Annotated in this window: 19 protein-coding genes; 15 read left to right on the top strand and 4 right to left on the bottom strand. The window is 71.7% G+C overall.

Going from position 1 to position 21,661, the window contains the following annotated elements; all coding sequences use genetic code 11:
* The first annotated feature begins 16 nt into the window (after positions 1–16).
* The gene (locus tag LPA41_RS08385) at positions 17–3,547 is read left to right on the top strand and encodes a SpoIIE family protein phosphatase (protein WP_229069472.1); all 3,531 of its coding nucleotides are present in this window, start codon (positions 17–19) and stop codon (positions 3,545–3,547) included.
* Here the strand turns inward: LPA41_RS08385 and LPA41_RS08380 are convergent.
* Positions 3,534–3,833, bottom strand: a complete 300-nt coding sequence (locus LPA41_RS08380; RefSeq protein ID WP_229069367.1) for an STAS domain-containing protein — start codon at positions 3,831–3,833, stop codon at positions 3,534–3,536. The genes LPA41_RS08385 and LPA41_RS08380 overlap by 14 nt on opposite strands.
* Before the next feature lie 67 nt (positions 3,834–3,900).
* Here LPA41_RS08380 and map point away from each other — a divergent pair, with 67 nt between their 5' ends.
* Positions 3,901–4,758 carry a type I methionyl aminopeptidase gene (gene map, locus LPA41_RS08375; protein WP_229069366.1) on the top strand — a complete coding sequence of 286 codons (858 nt, stop codon included), beginning with the start codon at positions 3,901–3,903 and terminating at the stop codon, positions 4,756–4,758.
* Between the two features lie 17 nt (positions 4,759–4,775).
* On the opposite strand, the gene LPA41_RS08370 is transcribed toward map, so the two are convergent.
* From LPA41_RS08370 to LPA41_RS08360, 3 genes are all read right to left on the bottom strand, one after another.
* Complete coding sequence (locus LPA41_RS08370) at positions 4,776–5,492, bottom strand: nucleotidyltransferase domain-containing protein (RefSeq protein WP_229069365.1); 717 nt, start codon at positions 5,490–5,492, stop codon at positions 4,776–4,778.
* A gap of 105 nt (positions 5,493–5,597) precedes the next feature.
* Positions 5,598–6,023 (bottom strand): ferritin-like domain-containing protein, encoded by a 426-nt coding sequence (locus LPA41_RS08365; protein ID WP_229069364.1) that lies wholly within the window; start codon positions 6,021–6,023, stop codon positions 5,598–5,600.
* 58 nt (positions 6,024–6,081) lie between these two features.
* Complete coding sequence (locus LPA41_RS08360) at positions 6,082–6,582, bottom strand: hypothetical protein (RefSeq protein WP_229069363.1); 501 nt, start codon at positions 6,580–6,582, stop codon at positions 6,082–6,084.
* A gap of 170 nt (positions 6,583–6,752) precedes the next feature.
* Between LPA41_RS08360 and rimP the strand changes: the two genes are divergently transcribed.
* The 13 genes from rimP to LPA41_RS08295 all read left to right on the top strand — a co-directional run bounded on the left by rimP (position 6,753) and on the right by LPA41_RS08295 (position 21,603).
* Positions 6,753–7,376 carry a ribosome maturation factor RimP gene (gene rimP, locus LPA41_RS08355; protein WP_229069362.1) on the top strand — a complete coding sequence of 208 codons (624 nt, stop codon included), beginning with the start codon at positions 6,753–6,755 and terminating at the stop codon, positions 7,374–7,376.
* Positions 7,373–8,389, top strand: coding sequence for a transcription termination factor NusA (gene nusA, locus LPA41_RS08350; protein WP_229069361.1), 1,017 nt, complete (start codon positions 7,373–7,375; stop codon positions 8,387–8,389). The genes rimP and nusA overlap by 4 nt, the downstream gene beginning before the upstream one ends.
* 37 nt (positions 8,390–8,426) lie before the next feature.
* Positions 8,427–8,753 carry a YlxR family protein gene (locus tag LPA41_RS08345; RefSeq protein ID WP_229069360.1) on the top strand — a complete coding sequence of 109 codons (327 nt, stop codon included), beginning with the start codon at positions 8,427–8,429 and terminating at the stop codon, positions 8,751–8,753.
* Positions 8,754–8,860: 107 nt separating this feature from the next.
* On the top strand, positions 8,861–11,938 hold the full coding sequence (infB, locus tag LPA41_RS08340) for a translation initiation factor IF-2 (RefSeq protein WP_229069359.1): 3,078 nt from the start codon (positions 8,861–8,863) through the stop codon (positions 11,936–11,938).
* Positions 11,939–12,100: 162 nt separating this feature from the next.
* Complete coding sequence (locus LPA41_RS08335) at positions 12,101–13,123, top strand: TRM11 family methyltransferase (RefSeq protein ID WP_229069358.1); 1,023 nt, start codon at positions 12,101–12,103, stop codon at positions 13,121–13,123.
* A gap of 33 nt (positions 13,124–13,156) precedes the next feature.
* Positions 13,157–13,450 (top strand): DUF503 domain-containing protein, encoded by a 294-nt coding sequence (locus LPA41_RS08330; protein ID WP_229069357.1) that lies wholly within the window; start codon positions 13,157–13,159, stop codon positions 13,448–13,450.
* A gap of 72 nt (positions 13,451–13,522) precedes the next feature.
* Positions 13,523–13,981 (top strand): 30S ribosome-binding factor RbfA, encoded by a 459-nt coding sequence (gene rbfA, locus LPA41_RS08325; RefSeq protein ID WP_229069356.1) that lies wholly within the window; start codon positions 13,523–13,525, stop codon positions 13,979–13,981.
* Positions 13,978–14,982, top strand: a complete 1,005-nt coding sequence (locus LPA41_RS08320) for a bifunctional oligoribonuclease/PAP phosphatase NrnA (protein WP_229069355.1) — start codon at positions 13,978–13,980, stop codon at positions 14,980–14,982. Before rbfA ends, LPA41_RS08320 begins: the two co-directional genes overlap by 4 nt.
* 510 nt (positions 14,983–15,492) lie before the next feature.
* Positions 15,493–16,806, top strand: a complete 1,314-nt coding sequence (locus tag LPA41_RS08315) for an MATE family efflux transporter (RefSeq protein ID WP_229069354.1) — start codon at positions 15,493–15,495, stop codon at positions 16,804–16,806.
* Positions 16,807–16,815: 9 nt separating this feature from the next.
* Positions 16,816–17,703: a tRNA pseudouridine(55) synthase TruB gene (truB, locus tag LPA41_RS08310; RefSeq protein ID WP_308036527.1), complete on the top strand. Its 888-nt coding sequence runs from the start codon at positions 16,816–16,818 to the stop codon at positions 17,701–17,703.
* Between the two features lie 46 nt (positions 17,704–17,749).
* On the top strand, positions 17,750–18,682 hold the full coding sequence (locus LPA41_RS08305; RefSeq protein ID WP_229069353.1) for a bifunctional riboflavin kinase/FAD synthetase: 933 nt from the start codon (positions 17,750–17,752) through the stop codon (positions 18,680–18,682).
* 114 nt (positions 18,683–18,796) lie between these two features.
* Positions 18,797–19,066, top strand: a complete 270-nt coding sequence (rpsO, locus tag LPA41_RS08300) for a 30S ribosomal protein S15 (protein WP_229069352.1) — start codon at positions 18,797–18,799, stop codon at positions 19,064–19,066.
* A gap of 194 nt (positions 19,067–19,260) precedes the next feature.
* Entirely contained in the window at positions 19,261–21,603 is a 2,343-nt protein-coding gene (locus LPA41_RS08295; protein ID WP_229069351.1) for a polyribonucleotide nucleotidyltransferase, read from the top strand.
* Positions 21,604–21,661 lie beyond the last annotated feature (58 nt).

Raw genomic sequence — 21,661 nt, 5'->3', positions numbered from 1 at the left:
CGAGCGCGGCGGCGAGATGGGCGCGCGGATGTCCGCCCTCGACTGGTCGGCGACGCCGATCGGTGACCCCGGGACCTGGCCGGACGAACTGGTCGACGCGGTGGTCCGGATGCTCGCCTCGCGCGCCCAGATCATCATCTTCTGGGGACCGGAGTACGCGGCGCTCTACAACGACGCCTACACGGCGGCGCTGGGCGGCAAGCATCCCGGCTTCATCGGCCGGCCGGGGCGCGAGCTCTTCGCCGAGACCTGGGACGTGCTGCGCGAGCTCTTCGACGGCGTGATCACCGGCGACCGGCCCTTCTACGCCCGGGACCTGCTGCTGATGATGGAGCGGTACGGCTTCCTCGAGGCCACCTTCTCGGACGCGTCGTACGACCCGATCCGGGACGCGAACGGCCGGCCGGCGGGGGTGTTCTGCATCGTCACCGAGACCACCGGGCGGGTCCTCGGTGAGCGCCGGCTGCGTACTCTCAGCTCCCTCGGCCGCCGGCTGGCCGACTCGCCGGACCAGCAGGCACTCCTCGCCGAGGCCGTCGCGGTCCTCGGCGAGAACCCGGCCGACCTGCCGTTCGCCACGCTGGTGCCGGCCGGCGAGCCGGATCCGCACCCGGCGATCCGCGCGGTGATCACGGGTGGCCGCCCCGGCCGGATCCCGCTGGCCGAGCTCACCGACCCGGACCCGGCCGCGGCCCCGGAGGCGCTGGTGCTGCCGATCGGCACCGGCGCGGACACGGCCGGCGCCCTGGTGGCCGGGGTCAACCGGCACCTGGCCCTGGACGACGACTACCGGGACTTCCTGGACCTGGCGGCGGCGCAGATCTCCCGGGCGGTGTCGAACGCGCGGGCCTTCGAGCAGGAACACCGGCGGGCCGCCGAGCTGGCCGCCCTGGACAAGGCCAAGACCAACTTCTTCTCCAACGTCAGCCACGAGTTCCGTACCCCGCTCACGCTGATCCTGGGCCCGCTGGAGGACCTGCTCGGCGACCCGGCGCTGGACCCGGCCGTGGCCGACCGGCTGCGCCCGCTGCAGCGCAACGCGATGCGCCTGCTCAAGCTGGTCAACACCGTGCTCGACTTCGCCCGGCTGGAGTCGGGCCGGCTGCGGGCCGTCTTCCGGCCCACCGACCTGGCCGGGCTCACCGCCCGGTTGGCCGGCACGTTCCGGGCCGCCACCGAGCGCGCCGGCCTGGAGCTGGTCGTCGACGCGCCGCCGCTCGACGCGCCGGTGCACGTCGATCAGGAGTCCTGGGAGAAGATCGTCTTCAATCTGCTCTCCAACGCGGTGAAGTTCACTCGCGAGGGGCGGGTGGAGGTCGGGGTCGGCGCCGTGGACGGGTACGCCGAGCTGACCGTCCGGGACACCGGTGTCGGCATCCCGGCGGCCGAGCAGGCGCTGCTCTTCGACCGTTTCCACCGGGTCGTCGGCGCCTGGGCGCGCAGCCACGAGGGCACCGGCATCGGCCTCGCCCTGATCCGGGAACTCGCCGAGCTGCACGGCGGTTCCGTCGCGGTGCGCAGCGAGGCCGGACGGGGCAGTGAGTTCACCGTCCGGATCCCGTTCGGCACGGCACACCTGCCGGCCGACCGGGTCACCGACGAACCCGCACCGCCGGAGGAGCCGGAGTCGCGGCTCTGGGTGGACGAGGCCACCTGGTGGGCCGGCGACGGCCCGGACCTGCCCGAGCCGGCCCGGCAACCGGGCGGCGGCCGGATCTTGCTCGCCGACGACAACGCCGACCTGCGTCAGCACGTCGCCCGGCTGCTCGGTCCGCACTGGACGGTCGTCACCGCGAAGGACGGCCAGGACGCGCTCACCCTGGCCCGCGAGCACGCCTTCGACCTGGTACTGACTGACGTGATGATGCCGGTGCTGGACGGGTTCGCCCTGATCGCCGCCCTGCGCGCCGACGAGCGCACCCGGGACGTGCCGATCGTGGTGCTCTCCGCCCGGGCCGGCGAGGAAGCCGCCGTCGAGGGCCTGGCGGCCGGTGCCGACGACTACCTGGTCAAGCCGTTCTCCACCCGGGAGCTGCTGGCCCGGGTGCGGGCGAACCTGGAGCTGGGCAAGCTGCGGCGGGAGATCGTGAACCGGCTGCGCGGGCTGGTCGACGTGGCGGCCGCGCTGAACGCCGTGCACACCACGGCCGAGGTGCTCGACGTCGCGGCCCGGCACGTGCTCGCGATGACCTCGGCCGGCCGGGTCGTGGTGGCCGTGCCGGAGGCCCGTGCCGAGCGGGACGGCGGCGCCGCGGCGGGCACCGGCCCGGACGTGGTGCTGCCGCTGCCGGACACCGCCGGACCGCCCCTCGGGGAGCTGCGGGTCTGGGACGGCACCGGTGGGCCGTACGAACCGGCGCTGCTCACCCAGCTGGCCCGGCTGATCGGGCTGCGGCTGGCGAACGCACGGCTCTACGAGACCGAGCACCGGATCGCCGGCACCCTCCAGCTCAGCCTGCTGCCGCAGTCGCTGCCCCGGGTGCCCGGCGCGATCGTGGCGAGCCGGTACGTGCCGGGCAGCAGCGAGGCGCGGGTCGGCGGCGACTGGTACGACGCGATCGCCGCCCCCGACGGCGAGTTGTTCCTGGTGATCGGCGACGTGGTCGGCAAGGGTGTGCAGGCGGCGGCGGGCATGGGCCAGCTACGGAACGCGCTGCGGGCGTACGTGCTCGAGGGCTTCGACTGCGGCGCCGCGCTGACCCGTCTGAACCGGCTGGTCGACACGCTCGGGCGACGCCAGTTCGCGACGGTGATCTGTGTGGCGTTCGATCCCCGTACCCGGCGCCTGCGATTTTCCTCCGCCGGACATCCGTCACCTATCGTGGTCTCACCCGATGAATCAGGTGAATCGGGACAATTCCTCTACTCCGCCGCCATGGGTCCGCCGATCGGCGCCCTGGGCGATGTGAGGTACCCGACCCGGGAACGGGAACTCGTTCCCGGCAGCCGTCTCCTGCTCTACACCGACGGCCTGATCGAGGACCGGCACCAGGGCATCGACAGTGGCCTCGGCGAACTGACCGTGGACGCCGCCCGGCCCACCGACCACGTGGAGGACCTCCTGGACACGCTGCTGGCCAAGGCGACCCGGCGCGCCCGCCGCGACGACATCGCGCTCCTGGCCCTGGAAGCGACCGAGCCCCGCGAATTCGTGCTGCGGCTGCCCGCCGACCCGAACCGGCTCACCGTGCTGCGCCGCCGCCTCGAGGACTTCCTGGCCGCGCACACGGTCCCCGACGAGGATGCCTTCGACCTGGTCGTCGCGGTCTCCGAGGCCGCCGCCAACGCGATCGAGCACCCGCTCGAACCGGCCGAACCGATGATCGTCGTGGAGGCGTCGCTGGATCCGGGCGCGGGAGACCCGGACGCGGCGGACACGGGCGCGGTGGTGGTCACGGTGCGGGACACCGGGAGCTGGCGGCCGGCCACCGACGCCGGTTTCCGCGGGCGCGGCCTGGCCCTGATCGGGGCACTGACCGAGCTGTCGGTGCACCGCTCACCGGAGGGGACCGCGGTCACCCTCCGGCGGCCGATCACTCGGGCTTGAGCCAGGGCTGCCCGGCCAGCCCGGAGATCTCCAGGACCCGGAGCACCCGGGACGACGGGACGACGGTCAGCCGGCCCGGGTAGCGGTCGGCCAGCCGGATCAGCGTGTGAATCGCGGCCGAGTCGAAGAAGGTGACGGCGCGCAGGTCCACGGTGGCGGCCGCGACCGTCGCGGGCGTCGCGGCCCGGAACAGCTCGTCGGCCGTGGCCATGTCGACCTCGCCGGTCACCGTGACGGTGACGTGCTCACCGTCCACCTCACCGGTTGCCGAGAAGTCTTGATCCACCTGAACAGGTTTTCACAGGGGCCCGAGGGCGGCAAGGACGGGGCCACCGGGCGGATAGGCTGTCCACATGTCCGTACGTGCCCCACTCAAGCCGGGAAAGCAGTCGCCGTGGCGTTCCGTCCCGGCACAGATCGTCCGCCCGGAGTACGTGGGCAAGAAGAAACCGCGCGAGTGGCGCGGCTCCCACGTCCAGACACCCGAGACGATCGAGAAGATGCGGGTCGCCGGCCGGATCGCCGCGCAGGCCACCCAGCTCGCCGGTGAGCACTGCAAGCCCGGCGTGACCACCGACGAGATCGACCGGGTGGTCCACGAGTTCATCCTCGACCACCACGCGTACCCCTCGACGCTCGGCTACAAGGGCTTCCCGAAATCGTGCTGCACCTCACTCAACGAGGTGATCTGCCACGGCATCCCGGACTCCACCGTGCTGGAGGACGGCGACATCATCAACGTGGACGTCACGGCGTACCTCGACGGGGTGCACGGCGACACCGACGCCACCTTCTGCGTCGGTGAGGTGAGCGACGAGGCGCGCCTGCTCGTCGAGCGCACCCATGAGGCGATGATGCGCGGCATCCGCGCGGTCGCCCCGGGCCGGCCGATCAACGCGATCGGGCGGGTCATCGAGGCGTACGCGCGCCGCTTCGGTTATGGCGTCGTCCGTGACTTCACCGGTCACGGCATCGGCGAGACGTTCCACTCCGGTCTCTACATCCCGCACTACGACAACCCGCGCCTGGACACCGTCATGGAACCGGGCATGACCTTCACCATCGAGCCGATGATCACTCTCGGCACCCACGAGTACGACATCTGGAAGGACGGCTGGACGGTCGTCACCAAGGACCGCCGGTGGACCGCCCAGTTCGAGCACACCCTCGTGGTCACCGAGGACGGGTACGAGATCCTCACCCTGCCCTGAGCGGTTCCGCGGGGGTGTCAGTCGAAGAGCTCGCCCAGCGTGCCGTCGACCGGGCGGCCGCGGGCGGTGAGCTCCTCCGCCTGGTACCGCAGGATCGCGTCGAGCTCCTGCATGTCGGCCATCGCGACGCCGGTACGTTTCACCGCATCAGCCTCGTGGCGGAAATAGGTCCTGGTCAGCAGGCCGGTGACCAGGGCCGCGTACACCCGGGCCTGTGCCATCAGGACCAGGGCGGCGTCGGTGTCGTACCACTCGGTGAGCCGCACCGCCCGTGCGTGCGCGGCGCTGGCCAGGGCCCAGTCGTCCCGGGCCAGCCGGGTGAACTCGACCGGGCGCGCCTCGGACAGCAGGCTCAGGTGCGCCTCGCGCTGGTCGGCGAACCAGTCGTGCGGGTCGTAGAGCGGCAGCGTCGTGAGGAACGTGTCCGCGACGAGGGGCCAGCGCGCGGTCAGCGCCCGGGCCTGGCCCAGCCCGTCCTCGCCGGTGATCACCGCGAGGTCGACAGGCACGCCGTCAACCTTGCGGCGGGCGGGTTTGGGCCCGGTCTTCGGCCGGTACGTCACCACGATCAGGTTGATGTCGCTGCCGGCCACGTCGTCGCCGTGCGCGACGGACCCGCGCACCCCGACGGCCTGCACCTCGGCCGGCCACCGCTGCTGGACGGTGTCGCGCAGCCGGATCGCCAGCGATCCGCGGACTGAGGAGGGGTCGAGCTCGCCGATCACGTGCCCCATTGTCCGACACGAACGCCCGGTCCGTGCGCCCCTTTCCGATCGCCCGGTGCCCACCTTTCCCGGCCGCCGCGATCCCGTCGGCTCAGCTCGGCCGGCCTGGTCGGCTCAGCTCGGCCGGCCCGGGAAGGCCATGGTCAGTGGCGTGATACCGGCGAACCGGCGCCAGGCTGTCGCGCGGACCGCCGAATCCGTCATGGCGGACAGCGCGTCGTTGCGCGCGTTCTTCTCGGTGACCGGCAGCACGGCCCGCCAGGCCTGTGCCACGCCGTCCTCCACGTGCACCGCGAGCTTGAGCGCGCTGGCCCGGTTGGTGACCTCGAACGGCAGCCGGTAACCCGCGGGCGCCGGCGGCGCGCCGGTCTTCAGTTCGTCCAGCCGGTCGACCAGGTAGTCACGCCGCCGCCGGTGCTCCTGCTCGCTGTCCCGGGCGCCGCTCACCTCGCTCACCCGGGTCAGGTGCACACCGATCAGCCCGTACGCGTAGATCGCCGCCTCCTCGGCAGCGAGCGCCCCGGCCAGTTGTTCGTTCACGTGGTTTCCTCGTTCCGAAAGGGGGGATCGGGACAGGGACTCGAGAAGGGGCCGGCAGTCAGCGGAGGGCGAGGACGTGGATGGCCCGGCACGCGGCGATCGAGCCGAGCAGCGCGGCCCGTTCCGCCGGCGCCGCCACGCAGGCGGCCACGGCCGTCTTCTGCGCGGCCTGCTCCGCCGTGCGCAGGGCGGTGAGCGTCTCGGCCGCCGATCCGGGCGGTGCCGCCGCCGACGGCCCCGCTGCCCCGCCGGAGGGCAGCGGCTTGCCGATCACCTTGGCGAGCTCGGCGGCGTGCGCCCGGTGGTCCTCGGCGAGAGGCGTGAGGCGTTCGGCCAGGGCCGCCTGGGCGAGGATCGCCGCATCGAACGCGCCGGCCAGCGACAGGGCCTCGGCCAGCAGCGGCTCCAGCGGGTCGGGGGCCGGGACCGGGTCTGGCTCGTCGTCGAGGAGCCCACAGCCGGCCAGGGTGGCACCCGCCATGATCGCGCCGGTCGCGGTCAGTATCCGCCGGCGAGTGTGTCCCGAATCGCTCATCCGCACCGGGCCAGTCAACACCATCCGTTCGAGGGTGTCCGGCACCGGCCGTTGACCTGCGGATGGGGTGGAATCGGAGCGGCGCCGCTCCGGCCGGGGCCCGGGCGCGTTACGCTCTGCGTCAGCCGCGGGGCCGCATGCTGCCCGGCGGCATATAGTCGTTCCAGCGCAAAGCTAGCGAGAGGTCGAGCCCGATGACGCAGCGTGGTCGCGCCGGGGCCCGGCCCGGTGGGCGCCCCGGCAGCCGCCGTTCCCGGCCGGAGGCCGAGACCCAGGACCCTCCGGTTCCCCGCATCGACCTGACCGCGGCCCGCGCCCGGCTCCGCGCCGTGATCGAGCCGGTGGTCGCCGACGCCGGTTACGACCTGGAGGACGTCGGTCTCTCCCGGGCGGGCCGCCGGTTCGTGGTGCGGATCCTGGTGGACACCGACGGCGGGATCAGCCTGGACGACGTGGCGATCGTCTCGCGGGCCATCTCCGACGCGCTCGACGCGGCCGAGGAGACCGGCGGCGAGCTGCTGGCCGGCGAATACCAGCTGGAGGTCGGCTCCCCGGGCGTGGACCGGCCGCTCACCGAGCCCCGGCACTGGCGGCGCAACGCCGGCCGGCTGGTCGCGGTGAACGGGCTGACCGGCCGGGTGGTCCGCACCACCGACACCGGCGTGGTGCTCGATGTGGACGGCACGGAGCGCGAGCTGGCTTTCGCCGAGCTCGGACCGGGCAAGGTCCAGATCGAGTTCAAACGACTGGACGAGGCCGACTTCGGCGACGAAGACGACGACGAAGATGACGACGACGAAGGGGAGGGCGAGGAATGAACATCGACCTCGCGGCGCTGCGCGCCCTGGAGCGCGAGCGGGAGATCCCGTTCGAGACGATCCTTGCGGCCATCGAGACCGCGCTGTTGACCGCGTACCGGCACACCGAGGGCGCCGAGAGCCACGCCCGGGTGGAGATCGACCGCAAGAGCGGTGTGGCCTCCGTCCTGGCACAGGAGCTCGACGCGGACGGTTCGGTGGTGCGCGAGTGGGACGACACCCCGCACGACTTCGGCCGGATCGCCGCGATGACCGCCAAGCAGGTGATCCTCCAGCGGCTGCGGGAGGCCACCGACGAGCAGCACTTCGGTGAGTACGCGGGACGCGACGGCGACCTGGTCACCGGCGTGGTGCAGGCGGACGCGGCCCGCGCCGAGAAGGGCATCGTGATCGTCGACCTCGGCAAGCTCGAGGCGGTGCTGCCGCAGTCCGAGCAGGTGCCCGGCGAGACGTATGAGCACGGTTCCCGCATCCGCTGCATCGTGGTGCACGTGGCGAAGGGTTTCCGCGGCCCGCAGATCACCCTGTCCCGGTCGCACCCGGCGCTGGTGAAGAAGCTGTTCGCTCTCGAGGTGCCGGAGATCGCGGACGGGACCGTGGAGATCGCCGCGATCGCCCGGGAGTCCGGCCACCGCACCAAGATCGCGGTGCGGTCCACGGTTTCCGGCGTGAACGCCAAGGGCGCCTGCATCGGTCCGATGGGCCAGCGGGTCCGCGCGGTGATGAGCGAGCTGCACGGCGAGAAGATCGACATCATCGACTGGTCCGACGATCCGGCCCAGTTCGTCGGCAACGCGCTGTCGCCGGCCAAGGCGCTGCGGGTCGAGGTGGTCGACGCGGCCACCCGGACGGCCCGCGTGACAGTGCCGGACTTCCAGCTCTCCCTGGCCATCGGCCGGGAAGGACAGAACGCCCGGCTGGCCGCCCGGCTGACCGGATGGCGCATCGACATCCGGCCGGACAACGAACCTGCCGGAGTCTCGGACCGTGGTGCGGCCGAGGCGGGGAACTGACCGGATACGCGTCCGGCGCGATCGAGGGGTAGACTCAATGACGGTCGGCCCGACGCGAACCTGCGTCGGCTGTCGTAATCGCGCGCCGGCCGCATCATTGCTGCGGTTCGTCGCGGCCGGATCCGGGGTTAATCTCCGGCTCCTGCCCGATCCGGGCCGCCGATTGTCGGGACGGGGAGCGCATCTGCATCCCGATCCGGCCTGCTTTGCGCAAGCAGAGCGGCGTCGCGCCTTCGGGCGTGCGCTACGTCTCACCGGTGTTGCTGACACCGAGTTGCTTGCCGAGCACATCCGAGCGGTCTCCGTGCCGCCCGGACCCACCGATGACGAGGCGTCAGCGTCTCGTCACGACCCAGCAAGGTAGGACGACTCAGATGAGCACACGATGAAGTCCCTGAAATGACAAGGCTTCTAGTGCACGAGTGAGGTCTGTGCGGGTACTGCTCGCACGACCTCGAAGTGAGGAGTGCAGTGCCAGGCAAGGCCCGCGTTCACGAGCTCGCCAAAGAGCTCGGGGTCGACAGCAAGACCGTGCTCGCCAAGTTGAAAGAAATGGGCGAGTTCGTCAAGTCCGCATCCAGCACCGTCGAGGCCCCGGTGGCCCGGCGGCTCCGTGGCGCCCTGGAGGCCGGCGGTTCCGCTCCGGCGTCCGCTGCCCCGGCGCCCAGTCCCTCCGCTACCAGCGCCCCGGGCGGCTCCTCGGCGCCGCGTCCGGGTCCCCCGATGGGGCGGCCTCAGCCGCCACGCCGGCCCGGGCCCCCGACCGGTGCGCCGAGCAGCGCCCCTACTTCGCCGGCTCCCTCGCCCGGGCAGTTCGCCCGGCCGAAGCCGGCCCCCGGCCGTCCGGGCCCGACGCCCGGTCCGGTCGCCAAGCCGGCCAGCGCGCACGACATCGAGGTGGCCGCCGCCGAGGCGCGCGCCTCGGCGCTGAAGGCCGAGCAGGAGGCTGCCGTCAAGGCGGCCCAGGCCGCACGCACCACTCGGGACGCCGAGCGCCGGCAGCCGCCGGCCGACGGTGGCCCGCGTGGACCGCGTCCGGGTCCGGGCATGGTTCCGCCGCGGCCGGGTTCGCCCGCCGCCGGTCGTAACCCCAACCCCGGTCCCGGCGCGCCCGGTGGTCCCCGTCCCGGCCCCGCCGGTGGCGCACCCCGTCCGCCGGCGCGTGGTCCCGGCAACAACCCGTTCGGTGTCTCCGGCGGTGCCTCGGGCGGTCGTCCGAGCCCGGCGTCGATGCCGCGTCCCAACCAGCCCGGCATGCCGCCGCGGCCCAGCCCCGCGTCGATGCCCCCGCGGCCCAGCCCGGCGTCCATGCCGGCGCAGCGCCCGGGTCGTCCCGCGGGTCCCGGTGGCGGCGCAGGTCGTCCCGGCGGTCCCGGTGGCGGCGCAGGTCGTCCCGGTGGCGGCGGTGGCGGCGGCGGTTACCGCGGTGGCGGTGGCGGCGGCGGTGGCGGCTTCCGTCCCGGTGGCGGCGGTGGCGGTGGCGGTGGCTTCCGTCCCGGTGGCGGCGGCGGCGGCGGCGGTGGCTTCCGTCCCGGCGGTCCCGGTGGCGGTGGCGGCGGCCCGGTCGGCGCCGGTGCTCCGGGTCGTCCCGGTGGCGGCGGTCGTGGTCGCGGCGGTGGCGCGGCGGGTGCCTTCGGGCGTCCCGGCGGCCGGCCGACCCGTGGCCGCAAGTCGAAGAAGCAGCGGCGTCAAGAGTTCGACAACCTGTCCGCTCCGCAGATGAGCTCCGGTGCTCCGCGCGGAAACGGCCAGGAGGTCCGGCTCTCCCGCGGCGCATCGCTCTCCGACTTCGCCGACAAGATCAACGCCAACCCGGGCTCGCTCGTCCAGGAGATGTTCAACCTGGGCGAGATGGTGACCGCCACGCAGTCGGTGTCCGACGACACCCTCCAGCTGCTGGGCGAGCACCTGGGCTTCACCGTGGTGATCGTCAGCCCCGAGGACGAGGACCGCGCCCTGCTGGCGCAGTTCAACATCGACCTCGACGCGGAGGTCGCCGAGGATCGCCTCGTCACCCGTCCGCCGGTCGTGACCGTCATGGGTCACGTCGACCACGGTAAGACGAAGCTGCTCGACGCGATCCGCAAGACCAACGTGGTCGCCGGCGAGGCGGGTGGCATCACCCAGCACATCGGTGCCTACCAGGTCGTCGTGCCGCACCAGGGCGAAGAGCGTGCGATCACCTTCATCGACACCCCGGGTCACGAGGCGTTCACCGCCATGCGTGCTCGTGGTGCCCAGGTGACCGACATCGTCATCCTGGTGGTGGCTGCCGACGACGGCGTGATGCCGCAGACGGTCGAGGCGCTCAACCACGCCAAGGCCGCCGAGGTGCCGATCGTTGTCGCGGTCAACAAGGTGGACAAGCCGGATGCCAACCCGGACAAGGTCCGTCAGCAGCTGACCGACTACGGCCTGCTCGCCGAGGAGTACGGCGGCGAGACCATGTTCGTCAACGTGGCGGCCAAGCCGGGCATCGGCATCGACGAGCTCCTGGAGGCGGTCCTGCTGACCGCCGACGCGGCGCTCGAGCTGACCGCCCCGATCGACGGTCCCGCCCAGGGTGTCGCGGTCGAGGCGCACCTGGACAAGGGTCGCGGTGCCGTGGCCACCGTCCTGGTGCAGAAGGGCACGCTGCGTGCCGGTGACTCGATCGTGGCGGGTGGCGCGCACGGTCGCGTCCGGGCCATGCTCGACGAGAACGGCAACCAGGTGCCCGAGGCGGGTCCGGCGCGTCCGGTCCTCGTCCTGGGTCTCACCTCGGTGCCGAGTGCCGGTGACACGTTCCTCGCTGCCGAGGACGACCGCACGGTGCGGCAGATCGCCGAGCAGCGGCAGGCTCGCCGTCGTGCGGCGACCTTCGCCAACTCGGGTCGCGCCAAGTCGCTCGACGAGCTCATGCGTGACCTCAAGGAGGGCGAGAAGGCGTCGCTCACCCTGGTCATCAAGGGTGACGGTTCCGGTTCGGTCGAGGCCCTCGAAGAGGCGCTGTTCAAGATCGAGATTCCGGAGGAGATCCAGCTCAAGGTCATCCACCGCGGCGTCGGTGCGATCACCGAGAGCGACGTCAACCTGGCGTCGGCCTCTTCGGAGCAGACCGCGACGATCATCGGCTTCAATGTCCGGGCCGGCAACAAGGTCAAGGAGATGGCCGACCGCGCCGGCGTGGAGATCCGCTACTACAGCGTGATCTACCAGGCCATCGAGGAGATCGAGGCGGCGCTCAAGGGCCTGCTCAAGCCGGAGTACGAAGAGGTCGAGCAGGGAACGGCGGAGATCCGCGAGGTCTTCCGCTCGTCCAAGATCGGTCTCATCGCCGGTTGTATCGTCCGGTCCGGCCTGATCAAGCGCAACGCCAAGGCCCGGATCATCCGCGAGGGCACGGTCGTGGCCGACAACGTCACGATCAGCTCGCTGAAGCGGTTCAAGGACGACGCCACCGAGGTCCGCGAGGGCTTCGAGTGTGGTCTGACCCTGAGCGGTTACGGTTCGCCGCAGATCGGCGACGTCATCGAGACGTTCGAGATGCGGGAGAAGCCGCGGGCCTGATCCCCCGGCTGAGCTGAGAGCGGCCCCCACGCTTGCGTGGGGGCCGCTCTTTCATGCACCGGAGTACGGGCTACGCGCACCGTGCCTCCCGGACGCGCACCGGCAGAATGCCGGGCCGAGGCCGCGGCGCGGCGGCAGGTCATGGACTGGGAGGATGTCGGCATGTCCCGGTATGCCATGCTGCTCGCTCCGTCCGCCAACCGCGTCTACGCCGATCAGGCGTCGCGCATGTCCCAGGCGGAACTGGCCGCTTTCGCTCCGGTGCTCTCCACGCCGCTCGACGAGATCGACGTCACCACGATCGGCGGGGTGGAGTACCTCACCTTCACCGCCGGCCTCTCCACCGCCGACATCGCGTACCTGTCGAACCTGTCCGCCGCGTACGCGCTCTTCGAACTCGTCGACGACCTGCTGCGGCCGCTCACGCTCACGCCGCTGGCCCGGTACGACAGTGACCTGATCACCATCCCGAAGTACGCCGGCAAGACGAACGAGCAGTTCACCAAGCTGGTGCTCAACCTGACCCTGCTGGCCTCCGCCTCGGCCGGCCGGATGCTCGGCGGCGGGCTGACCGTCCTCGACCCGCTCTGCGGCCGCGGCACCACGCTCAACCAGGCCCTGATGTACGGCTACGACGGCATCGGCGTGGAGATCGACGGCAAGGACGTCGAGGCGTACAAGTTGTTCCTCCAGACCTGGTTGAAGCGCAAGCGGCTGAAGCACACCGCGGAGCTGGTCCCGGTGCGCCGGCAGGGCCGCCGGGCTGCCCGCCGGCTCGAGGTGACGCTGGCGCCGAGTAAGGACGACCACAAGGCCGGCGCGGTGCAGAAGCTGACGGTGCTGCACGCCGACACCACCGGGCTGGACGGGCTGATCCGCGGCAACGTGGCGGACGTGCTGGTGGCCGACCTGCCGTACGGTGTCGCGCACGGCAGCTACGACGACGCCGGCGGCATCTCGCGGCGTCCGCTGGACCTGCTGGAGCGGGCGGTGCCGCAGTGGCTGCCGCTGCTGCGTCCCGGTGGCGCGATCGGCCTCTCCTGGAACACCAAGGTTGCCAAGCGCGAGCTGGCCGAGGACATCCTGCTGGCGAACGGCCTGACCCTGGTCGAGCATCTGCCCCTGGAGCACCGGGTGGACCAGGGGATCGACCGCGATGTGCTGGTCGCCCGGAAAACCGGCTGATCCCCGGCGCGCCGGGGCGTAACCTGCTCGCTGATGTATACCGAGACCGCAGTCTTCGACCTGCTCCTGCCCGGTGACTCGCGTTCGCTGAAGCAGAAGCGCTCCTACGTCCGGCCGATCATCGCGATGCTGAAGAAGTTCGAGGTGAGCGTCGCCGAGGTCGGTTTCCACGATCTGCACGGCCGGGCGCAGATCGGCGTCGCGGCGGTGGCCGGCGATCCCGCACAGGCACGCAGCGTGATCGACACCTGCGAGCACCAGATGGCCGGCCGCCCCGAGATCGAATTGCTCTCCGTCAAGCGACGGCTCTACGGGGACGATGACTGACGTAGGTAGGCTTGCGCAGTTGAGAGCGGGGGCGGTGCTGACCCGCGGGAACCACAGTCGGAGGTGGGCGAGATGTCGGATCCGGCCAAGACACGGCGGCACGCGGAGCGTGTCCGTGAACTGGTGGCTTCGCTGGTGCGGGAGATCAAGGATCCCCGGCTCGGCATGGTGACGATCACGGATGCCCGGATCACCGGCGACCTGCGCGAGGCGACGGTCTACTACACGGTGCTCGGGGACGTGACGGAGCAGGCCTCGACGGCGGCCGCCCTGGAGAGCGCGAAAGGCATGTTGCGCAGCCGGGTCGGTCACGCGCTCGGCCTGCGGCACTCGCCGAGCCTGGCGTTCGTGATGGACAACGTCCTCGACCACGCCAAGGAGATCGACGATCTGCTGGCCGCGGCGAAGCACCGCGACGAGGAGGTCCAGCGGCTGGCGGCCGGCAAGAAGTACGCCGGCGACCCGGACCCCTACAAGAGCGAGGACGAGGACGAGGACGAGCGGGTGGGCGCCGCTGAGGATCAGGGGTGAGTCCGACTGCCGAGCAATGGGCCGCCGCGGTGGCGGCGGTCCGTTCGGCCGGGCCCGACGACGAGGTCCTGCTGATCTGCCACGTCAACCCGGACGGGGACGCGCTCGGCAGCATGCTTGGCCTCGGCCTGGGTCTGCGACGGCTCGGGCTGACCCGGCTCCAGGCCACCTTCCCGGGCCGGTTCGACGTCCCCGAGCCGTACGCGTCGCTCCCCGGCCTTGATCTTCTCGTGCCGGAGTCGGCGGCGTTCGCCGACCCGCGCCTGGTCCTGGTCTTCGACGTGGCGGCCGAGTCGCGTCTCGGCGCGCTGGCCGGGCGCCTCACCGGCGCGCCGTGCAGTGTGGTGCTCGACCATCACGCGACGAACACCGGTTTCGGCCAGGTGCGGCTGGTGGACCCGCTGGCGGCGGCCACCTCGGTGGTGGCCGAGCAGCTGCTCGACCGGCTCGGCGTGCCGCTGGACGCGGAGATCGCCGAGTGTCTCTATGTGGCGCTGGCCACCGACACCGGCTCGTTCAAGTTCGACATGACCACGGTGGCGGTGCACGAGCTGGCGGCCCGGCTGATCGCGACCGGCATCCGGCCCGGCGACATCTCCCGGCGGGTCTTCGACACCAGGCCGTTCGGCGCCATGAAGCTGACCGGTGAGGTGCTGGGCCGCGCGGTGCTGGACCCGGCGGCGGCCGGTGGCCGCGGCATGGTCTGGACCTGGGCGACGCTGGCGGACCTGGAACGGCACGCCCAGCCGCCGTACGTGCTGGACACCCTCATCGACCCGGTCCGCTCGGTGGCCGAGGCGGACGTGTCGGTGCTGGTGAAAGAGGTCGCCGCGAACGAGTGGGCGGTGTCGTTGCGCAGCAAGGGCGCGGTCGACGTGAGCGGGGTGGCGATCTCCCAGGGCGGCGGCGGTCACCGCTTGGCGGCGGGCTTCACCGGGTACGGCGAGCCGGCCGACGTGGTCGCCGGTGTGCGCCGCCTTTTGGACGATTTCCTGAACTGATCGACGTTTTCCCAGTTGAATGGGGGTCACCCGAACGGGTGGCCCCTATCTTCGTTGTCCCGTATGACGGGATCGCCGAACGGTGGCGGTGAGTGAACGTTAGTTTGGGTGCTGAACGGTGATTTGGTTTCACGCGGCTGCCACCACCGCCTCTCCGTGAGACCTCGAGCCACCCGGGTCCACCGCCCCGGGTCGCGTCACGCCGCCAGAGATCCGGCGATCCCGGATCGGTTCCCGTGACGCCCCGCTCGACCGATTCCGGGCGCCCGCGTGGGCGGAGCGCCCACACCCACCGTGGAGGAATGTCATGGCTGCCAAGCCGAAGCCCCAGCCCAAGCCATCCGACGACGCCCGCGAGCAGGCGCGCCGCGCCCTGCAGGCCTCGCTGGACACGCGTCAGTAGTCGCTCGCCCGGCGCGCGCCGACGGTCCCAAGCCGGGCACGCGCCAGTAGTTGTAAGTGACGGGTCGCGTTGCGGCCCTTACGGCGGGGCGGGCATCATGGGACACCATGAGCCCGCCTGCCGTCTCCACCGCCACACCGAGGCGGATCGCCGCCCTGGCTCTGCCGGCGCTCGTGGTGCTCGCCGCCGAGCCGCTCTACGTCCTGGTGGACACCGCGGTGGTCGGCCATCTGGGCCCGGTCGAGCTGTCCGCGATAGCCGTCGGCGGCACCGTCATGTCGGTGGCCGCCTGGTTCGGCACCCTGATGGCGTACGGGACGACCGGTCGCGCCGCCCGCCGCTTCGGCGCCGGTGACCGGCCGGCCGCCGTCGCCGAGGGCGTGCAGGCGTCCTGGCTGGCACTCGGCGCCGGCCTGCTGCTGGCCCTGCTCGGGCTGGTCGGCGCGGGCCCGGTCGCGAACCTGCTGGCCGGCAACGAGCAGACCGCCGAGGCGGCCGCCGGCTGGATGCGGATCGCCGCGTTCGGTGCGCCCGGCCTGCTGCTGGCCGCCGCCGGCAACGGCTGGATGCGCGGCGTGCAGGACACCCGGCGACCACTCTGGATCGTGCTCGGGGCCAATGTGCTCTCCGCGGTCCTCTGCCCGATCCTGGTCTACCCGCTCGGTCTGGGCCTGACCGGCTCGGCGATCGCCAACGTCACCGCGCAGAGCATCGGCGGCGCGCTCTTCCTGATCGCCCTGATCCGCGAGACCCGGGCGCTGCGGCCCGTCCCGTCGATCATCCTGCGTCAGGTCGTCCTCGGCCGGGACCTGCTGATCCGCGGCGCGGCCTTCCAGGCGTGCTTCCTCTCCGCCACCGCCGTCGCCTCCCGGTTCGGCATCGCGGCCGTCGGCGCCCACCAGATCGGGCTGCAACTCTGGTTCTTCGCGGCGCTCGCCCTGGACGCGGTGGCGATCGCCGCGCAGTCGCTGGTCGGGGCGGCCCTCGGGGCCGGCGACACGGACCAGGCCCGGGACGTGGCCCGCCGGGTCACCCTGGCCGGCGGGGTGTCCGCGGTAGCGTTCGCGCTGCTGGCACTGGCCGGCGCCGGGGTGGTGCCGGGCTGGTTCACCGACGACCCGGCGGTGCTGGAGCAGGCCGCGGTCGTCTGGCCCTGGTTCGTGGCGCTGCTCCCGTTCGCCGGCGTCGTCTACGCGCTCGACGGCGTGCTGATCGGCGCCGGTGACGTGGCGTTCCTGCGGACCGTCACGGTGCTGTCCGCGCTGTTCGGCTTCCTGCCGGCGATCTGGCTGGCGTACGCGCTGGACCTGGGCCTCGGCGGCGTCTGGGCCGGCCTGGGACTGTTCACCCTGGCCCGCTTCGTGACCCTGATGTGGCGATGGCGCTCGCCGCGATGGGTGGTAGTCGGAGCCACCCGCTAGGGTTTTCCGGTGAACGCGGACGGACTGATCGTGGTGGACAAACCGGCCGGCATGACGTCGCACGACGTCGTCGCCCGGATCCGGCGGCTGGCGAAGACCCGGCGGGTGGGGCACGGCGGCACGCTCGACCCGATGGCCACCGGCGTCCTGATCATCGGGGTGAACCGGGCGACCCGGCTGCTCACCTACGTGATCGGCGCCCGGAAGAGCTATTCCGCGACGATCCGGCTCGGTGAGAACACGGTCACCGACGACGCGGAGGGCGACGTCACGGCGGTCTTCGGAACCGGCGCCGTCACCGACGACGCCGTCCGGGCCGGGCTGGCCGCGCAGGTCGGCGAGATCGACCAGGTGCCGAGCGCGGTGAGCGCCATCAAGATCAAGGGCGTGCGGTCGTACAAGCGGGTGCGCGACGGCGAGGCCGTCGAGATCCCGGCACGGCGGATCACCGTCTTCGGGCTCGACGTGCTGGCGATCCGGCGCCCCGAGGGCCGGGACGTGGTCGACGTGGACATCGACGTGACCTGCTCCTCCGGGACGTACATCCGGGCCATCGCCCGCGACCTGGGCGCCGCGCTCGGTGTCGGCGGCCACCTCACCGCGCTGCGCCGCACCGCGGTCGGCGAGATGACCCTGGACGCCGCCGCTACCCTGGCCGAGCTGGAGGAGCGCGCGCCGGACGTGGTGTCGCTGCCGATGGCGGAGGCGGCCCGGCGGGCGTTCCCGCAGCGTGTCGCGGATCCTGAGGAGACCAGGACGCTGCGGCACGGCGGTCCGCTTCCGGCGGCAGGCATCGACGGGCCGTACGCCGTCTTCGACCCGGAGGGCACCCTTCTCGCGATCGTGAGCGAGCGGGACGGAAAGGCCCGGGCCGAGATCGTCCTGGCACCGGCCTGAATCGATACTGTAGGCCGGGCAACGAACGTCGACGGGAGTGTTTTCGATGCAGCGGTGGCGGGGCTTCGAGTCGGTCCCCGGTGGCTGGGGCCGGTCGGTCGTGACGATCGGCGTCTTCGACGGCGTGCACCGCGGGCACCAGGCGATCATCGGGCACGCGGTGAAGCGGGCCCGTGACCTCGGCCTCCAGTCGGTGGTAATGACCTTCGATCCGCACCCGGCCGAGGTGGTCCGGCCCGGTTCGCACCCGGCCGTGCTGACCGAGCCGGTGCGCAAGGCGGAGCTGATCGAGGAGCTGGGCGTCGACGCCCTCTGCGTGGTGCCGTTCACGCCGGCCTTCTCGCAGCTGTCGCCGGACGAGTTCGTGCACGACGTGCTGGTGGAGGCGTTGCACACGGCGGTCGTGGTGGTCGGCGACAACTTCCGCTTCGGCCACCGGGCGGCCGGTGACCTGACGATGCTGGAGACGCTCGGCCGCACCTTCGGCTTCACCGTGGAGGACGCGCCGCTGGTCGCCGAGAGCGGGCTGGTATTCTCCTCCACCTACATCCGCAGCTGCGTCGACGCCGGTGACGTGCGCGCCGCGGCGGTCGCGCTGGGCCGGTCGCACCGCCTCTCCGGCGTGGTGGTCCGCGGTGACGCGCGCGGCCGGGAGCTGGGGTACCCCACGGCCAACCTGATGGTCCACCGGTACGCGGCGGTCCCGGCCGACGGCATCTACGCGGCCTGGCTGACCCGGACCGGGGAGCACGCGGGACGCTGGCCGGCCAGCGTGTCGATCGGCACGAATCCCACCTTCTCCGGGCGGGAGCGTCGCGTCGAGGCGTACGTGCTCGATTTCTCCGCCGACCTGTACGGTGAGCGGGTCAGCATCGATTTCGTCGCGCACCTCCGTGAGCAGCGCAAATACGACGGCATCGAGCCGTTGATCGCGCAGATCGAGGCCGACGTCGAACAGACCCGGGCGATGCTCACCTGACCTGCTGGTAGGGTGGAATGGTCGTTGGAATATCCGACACCGGTCCCGCATGCCTGCCCGACGCCGCGGGTCGCGGGGTAACCGTGCAATCGGCAACACAGAAGTCCGGAGAGTATGGCGCTCGATCAAGAGACCAAGACCAAGATCATGGGTGAGTACGCGACCAAGGACGGCGACACCGGTTCGCCCGAGGTTCAGGTCGCGATGCTGACCAAGCGGATCGCCGACCTGACCGAGCACCTCAAGGTGCACAAGCACGACCACCACAGCCGGCGCGGCCTGCTGCTGCTGGTCGGTCAGCGTCGTCGCCTGCTGAACTACGTTCAGAAGAAGGACATCGCGCGTTACCGGACGCTCATCGAGCGCCTCGGTCTGCGCCGATAGTTTTACCGAGGGAGCGGCCGCTGGTCGCTCCCTCACATTTCCACCCCACGGACCCGCGCGGATCACCACCGTCCGAAGCACCGGTCCTCGGTAGTGGTTCCCAGGCCAACGTCCTGGGCACTTCGATCGAAGACCGGCTCGACTGAAACCGCGCTGTTGACCGCCGGGTCCTCGACGAAGGAGTACCGCACTTCATGACAGAGCAGAACACCGCTCTCGGCACCGAGTCCCGCACCGCCGTCATCGACAACGGATCGTTCGGCACCCGCGAGATCGTTTTCTCCACCGGCCGCCTCGCCAAGCAGGCCGCCGGTTCCGTGATCGTCCAGCTGGGCGACACCACCGTCCTCTCCGCGACGACCGCCAGCAAGCAGCCGAAGGAACACTTCGACTTCTTCCCGCTGACCGTCGACGTCGAGGAGCGGATGTACGCGGCCGGCCGGATCCCCGGCTCGTTCTTCCGCCGCGAGGGCCGTCCCAGCGAGGACGCCATCCTGACCTGCCGCCTGATCGACCGGCCGCTGCGCCCGTCGTTCACCAAGGGCCTGCGCAACGAGGTCCAGGTCGTCGAGACCGTGCTGGCCCTCGACCCCGCCCACCCGTACGACGTGGTCGCCATGAACGCGGCCTCGATGTCCACCAAGCTCTCCGGCCTGCCGTTCAGCGGCCCGGTGGGCTCGACCCGGGTCGCGCACGTCGACGGCCAGTGGATCGCCTTCCCGACCCTGGAGGAGCTCGAGCGGGCCACCTTCGACATGGTCGTGGCCGGCCGGGTCACCGCCGAGGGCGACGTCGCGATCATGATGGTCGAGGCCGAGGCCACCCCGCACGCGATCAAGCTGATCGCGGCCGGCGCCACCGCGCCGACCGAGGAGGTCGTCGCCAGCGGTCTCGAGGCCGCCAAGCCGGCCATCCGCGAGCTCTGCCGCGCGCAGAGCGAGCTGGCCGAGGTCGCCGCGAAGCCGGTCGCCGACTTCCCGGTCTTCCTGGACTACCAGGACGACGTGTTCCAGGCCGTCAGCGAGGCCGTCCGGGCCGAGGTCGCCGAGGCTCTGAAGATCGCCGGCAAGCAGGAGCGCGAGGAGTCCCTCGACCTGGTCAAGGCGAAGGCTCAGGAGCTGCTCGCCGAGCGGTTCGAGGGCCGGGAGAAGGAAGTCAGCGCGGCTTTCCGCTCGATCACCAAGTCCGAGGTGCGTCAGCGGGTCCTGCGCGAGCAGGTCCGCATCGACGGCCGCGGCCCGCGCGACATCCGCCCGCTGATCGCCCAGGTCGGCGTGCTGCCGCGGGTGCACGGCTCGGCGCTGTTCGAGCGTGGCGAGACCCAGATCCTGGGCGTCACCACGCTGAACATGCTCCGCCTCGAGCAGGCGCTTGACACCCTCTCCCCGGAGAAGACCAAGCGCTACATGCACAACTACAACTTCCCGCCGTACTCGACCGGTGAGACCGGCCGGGTGGGTTCGCCGAAGCGCCGCGAGATCGGTCACGGCGCGCTGGCCGAGCGGGCGCTGGTCCCGGTCCTGCCGTCGCGTGAGGAGTTCCCCTACGCGATCCGCCAGGTCTCCGAGGCCCTCGGCTCCAACGGCTCCACCTCGATGGGCTCGGTCTGCGCCTCGACGCTGGCCCTGCTCTCCGCCGGTGTCCCGCTGAAGGCGCCGGTCGCCGGCATCGCGATGGGCCTGATCTCGGACGAGGTCGACGGCAAGACGCAGTACGTCGCGCTCACCGACATCCTCGGCGCCGAGGACGCGTTCGGCGACATGGACTTCAAGGTCGCCGGCACCAGCGAGTTCGTCACCGCGCTGCAGCTCGACACCAAGCTCGACGGCATCCCGTCGGACGTGCTGGCCGGTGCGCTCCAGCAGGCGCACGAGGCTCGCGCGACGATCCTCGGCGTGATGAACGCGGCGATCGAGGCCCCGGCCGAGATGAGCGAGTACGCGCCGCGCGTCACCAGCGTGAAGATCCCGGTCGACAAGATCGGCATGGTGATCGGCCCGAAGGGTCAGACCATCAACGCGATCCAGGACGAGACCGGCGCCGACATCTCGATCGAGGACGACGGTACGATCTACGTCGGTGCGACGAACGGCCCGGCCGCCGAGGCCGCCGTCGAGCGGATCAACGCGATCGCCAACCCGACCATGCCGAAGGCCGGCGACAAGTTCCTCGGCACCGTGGTGAAGACGGCCGCGTTCGGCGCGTTCATCTCGCTGCTGCCCGGCCGCGACGGCCTGCTGCACATCTCCAAGGTGGGCGACGGCAAGCGGGTCGAGAAGGTCGAGGACTTCCTCAACGTCGGCGACAAGGTCGAGGTCTCGATCGCGGACATCGACGCCCGCGGCAAGATCTACCTCGACAAGGTCCGCCCGGAGGGCGAGGAGGCACCGGCCGCGCCGGCCGCCGAGTCCGCCGAGGGCCGTCCCGAGCGGGCGCCGCGTGAGGACCGCGGTCCGCGTGAGGGTGGTGGCGAGCCCCGCCGCCGCCGGTCGCGCCCGGCGGGCGAGCGCAGTGACCGTGGCGAGCGCCGCGAGTAATCCTCAGTGACAGCGAATGACCGCGGGCCGGCCGAGAGGCCGGCCCGCGCCATAACCC

Origin of the sequence: Actinoplanes sp. DH11, assembly GCF_020873875.1 — a bacterium.
In the GTDB taxonomy this organism is placed as follows: Bacteria; Actinomycetota; Actinomycetes; order Mycobacteriales; family Micromonosporaceae; genus Actinoplanes.
Note: the sequence above shows the minus strand (reverse complement) of the source record. Positions and strands in the feature narration are given on the sequence as shown.

What these genes read in the sequence shown, in the direction of transcription:
- map (WP_229069366.1), top strand. Translation starts at nt 3,901, where the DNA reads ATGTCCGTACGTGCCCCACTCAAGCCGGGAAAGCAGTCGCCGTGGCGT.
- LPA41_RS08385 (WP_229069472.1), top strand. Translation starts at nt 17, where the DNA reads ATGGGCGCGCGGATGTCCGCCCTCGACTGGTCGGCGACGCCGATCGGT.
- nusA (WP_229069361.1), top strand. Translation starts at nt 7,373, where the DNA reads ATGAACATCGACCTCGCGGCGCTGCGCGCCCTGGAGCGCGAGCGGGAG.
- LPA41_RS08315 (WP_229069354.1), top strand. Translation starts at nt 15,493, where the DNA reads ATGAGCCCGCCTGCCGTCTCCACCGCCACACCGAGGCGGATCGCCGCC.
- LPA41_RS08335 (WP_229069358.1), top strand. Translation starts at nt 12,101, where the DNA reads ATGTCCCGGTATGCCATGCTGCTCGCTCCGTCCGCCAACCGCGTCTAC.
- LPA41_RS08295 (WP_229069351.1), top strand. Translation starts at nt 19,261, where the DNA reads ATGACAGAGCAGAACACCGCTCTCGGCACCGAGTCCCGCACCGCCGTC.
- LPA41_RS08345 (WP_229069360.1), top strand. Translation starts at nt 8,427, where the DNA reads ATGACGGTCGGCCCGACGCGAACCTGCGTCGGCTGTCGTAATCGCGCG.
- LPA41_RS08370 (WP_229069365.1), bottom strand. Translation starts at nt 5,492, where the DNA reads ATGGGGCACGTGATCGGCGAGCTCGACCCCTCCTCAGTCCGCGGATCG.
- rpsO (WP_229069352.1), top strand. Translation starts at nt 18,797, where the DNA reads ATGGCGCTCGATCAAGAGACCAAGACCAAGATCATGGGTGAGTACGCG.
- LPA41_RS08360 (WP_229069363.1), bottom strand. Translation starts at nt 6,582, where the DNA reads ATGGTGTTGACTGGCCCGGTGCGGATGAGCGATTCGGGACACACTCGC.
- rimP (WP_229069362.1), top strand. Translation starts at nt 6,753, where the DNA reads ATGACGCAGCGTGGTCGCGCCGGGGCCCGGCCCGGTGGGCGCCCCGGC.
- LPA41_RS08330 (WP_229069357.1), top strand. Translation starts at nt 13,157, where the DNA reads ATGTATACCGAGACCGCAGTCTTCGACCTGCTCCTGCCCGGTGACTCG.
- rbfA (WP_229069356.1), top strand. Translation starts at nt 13,523, where the DNA reads ATGTCGGATCCGGCCAAGACACGGCGGCACGCGGAGCGTGTCCGTGAA.
- LPA41_RS08305 (WP_229069353.1), top strand. Translation starts at nt 17,750, where the DNA reads ATGCAGCGGTGGCGGGGCTTCGAGTCGGTCCCCGGTGGCTGGGGCCGG.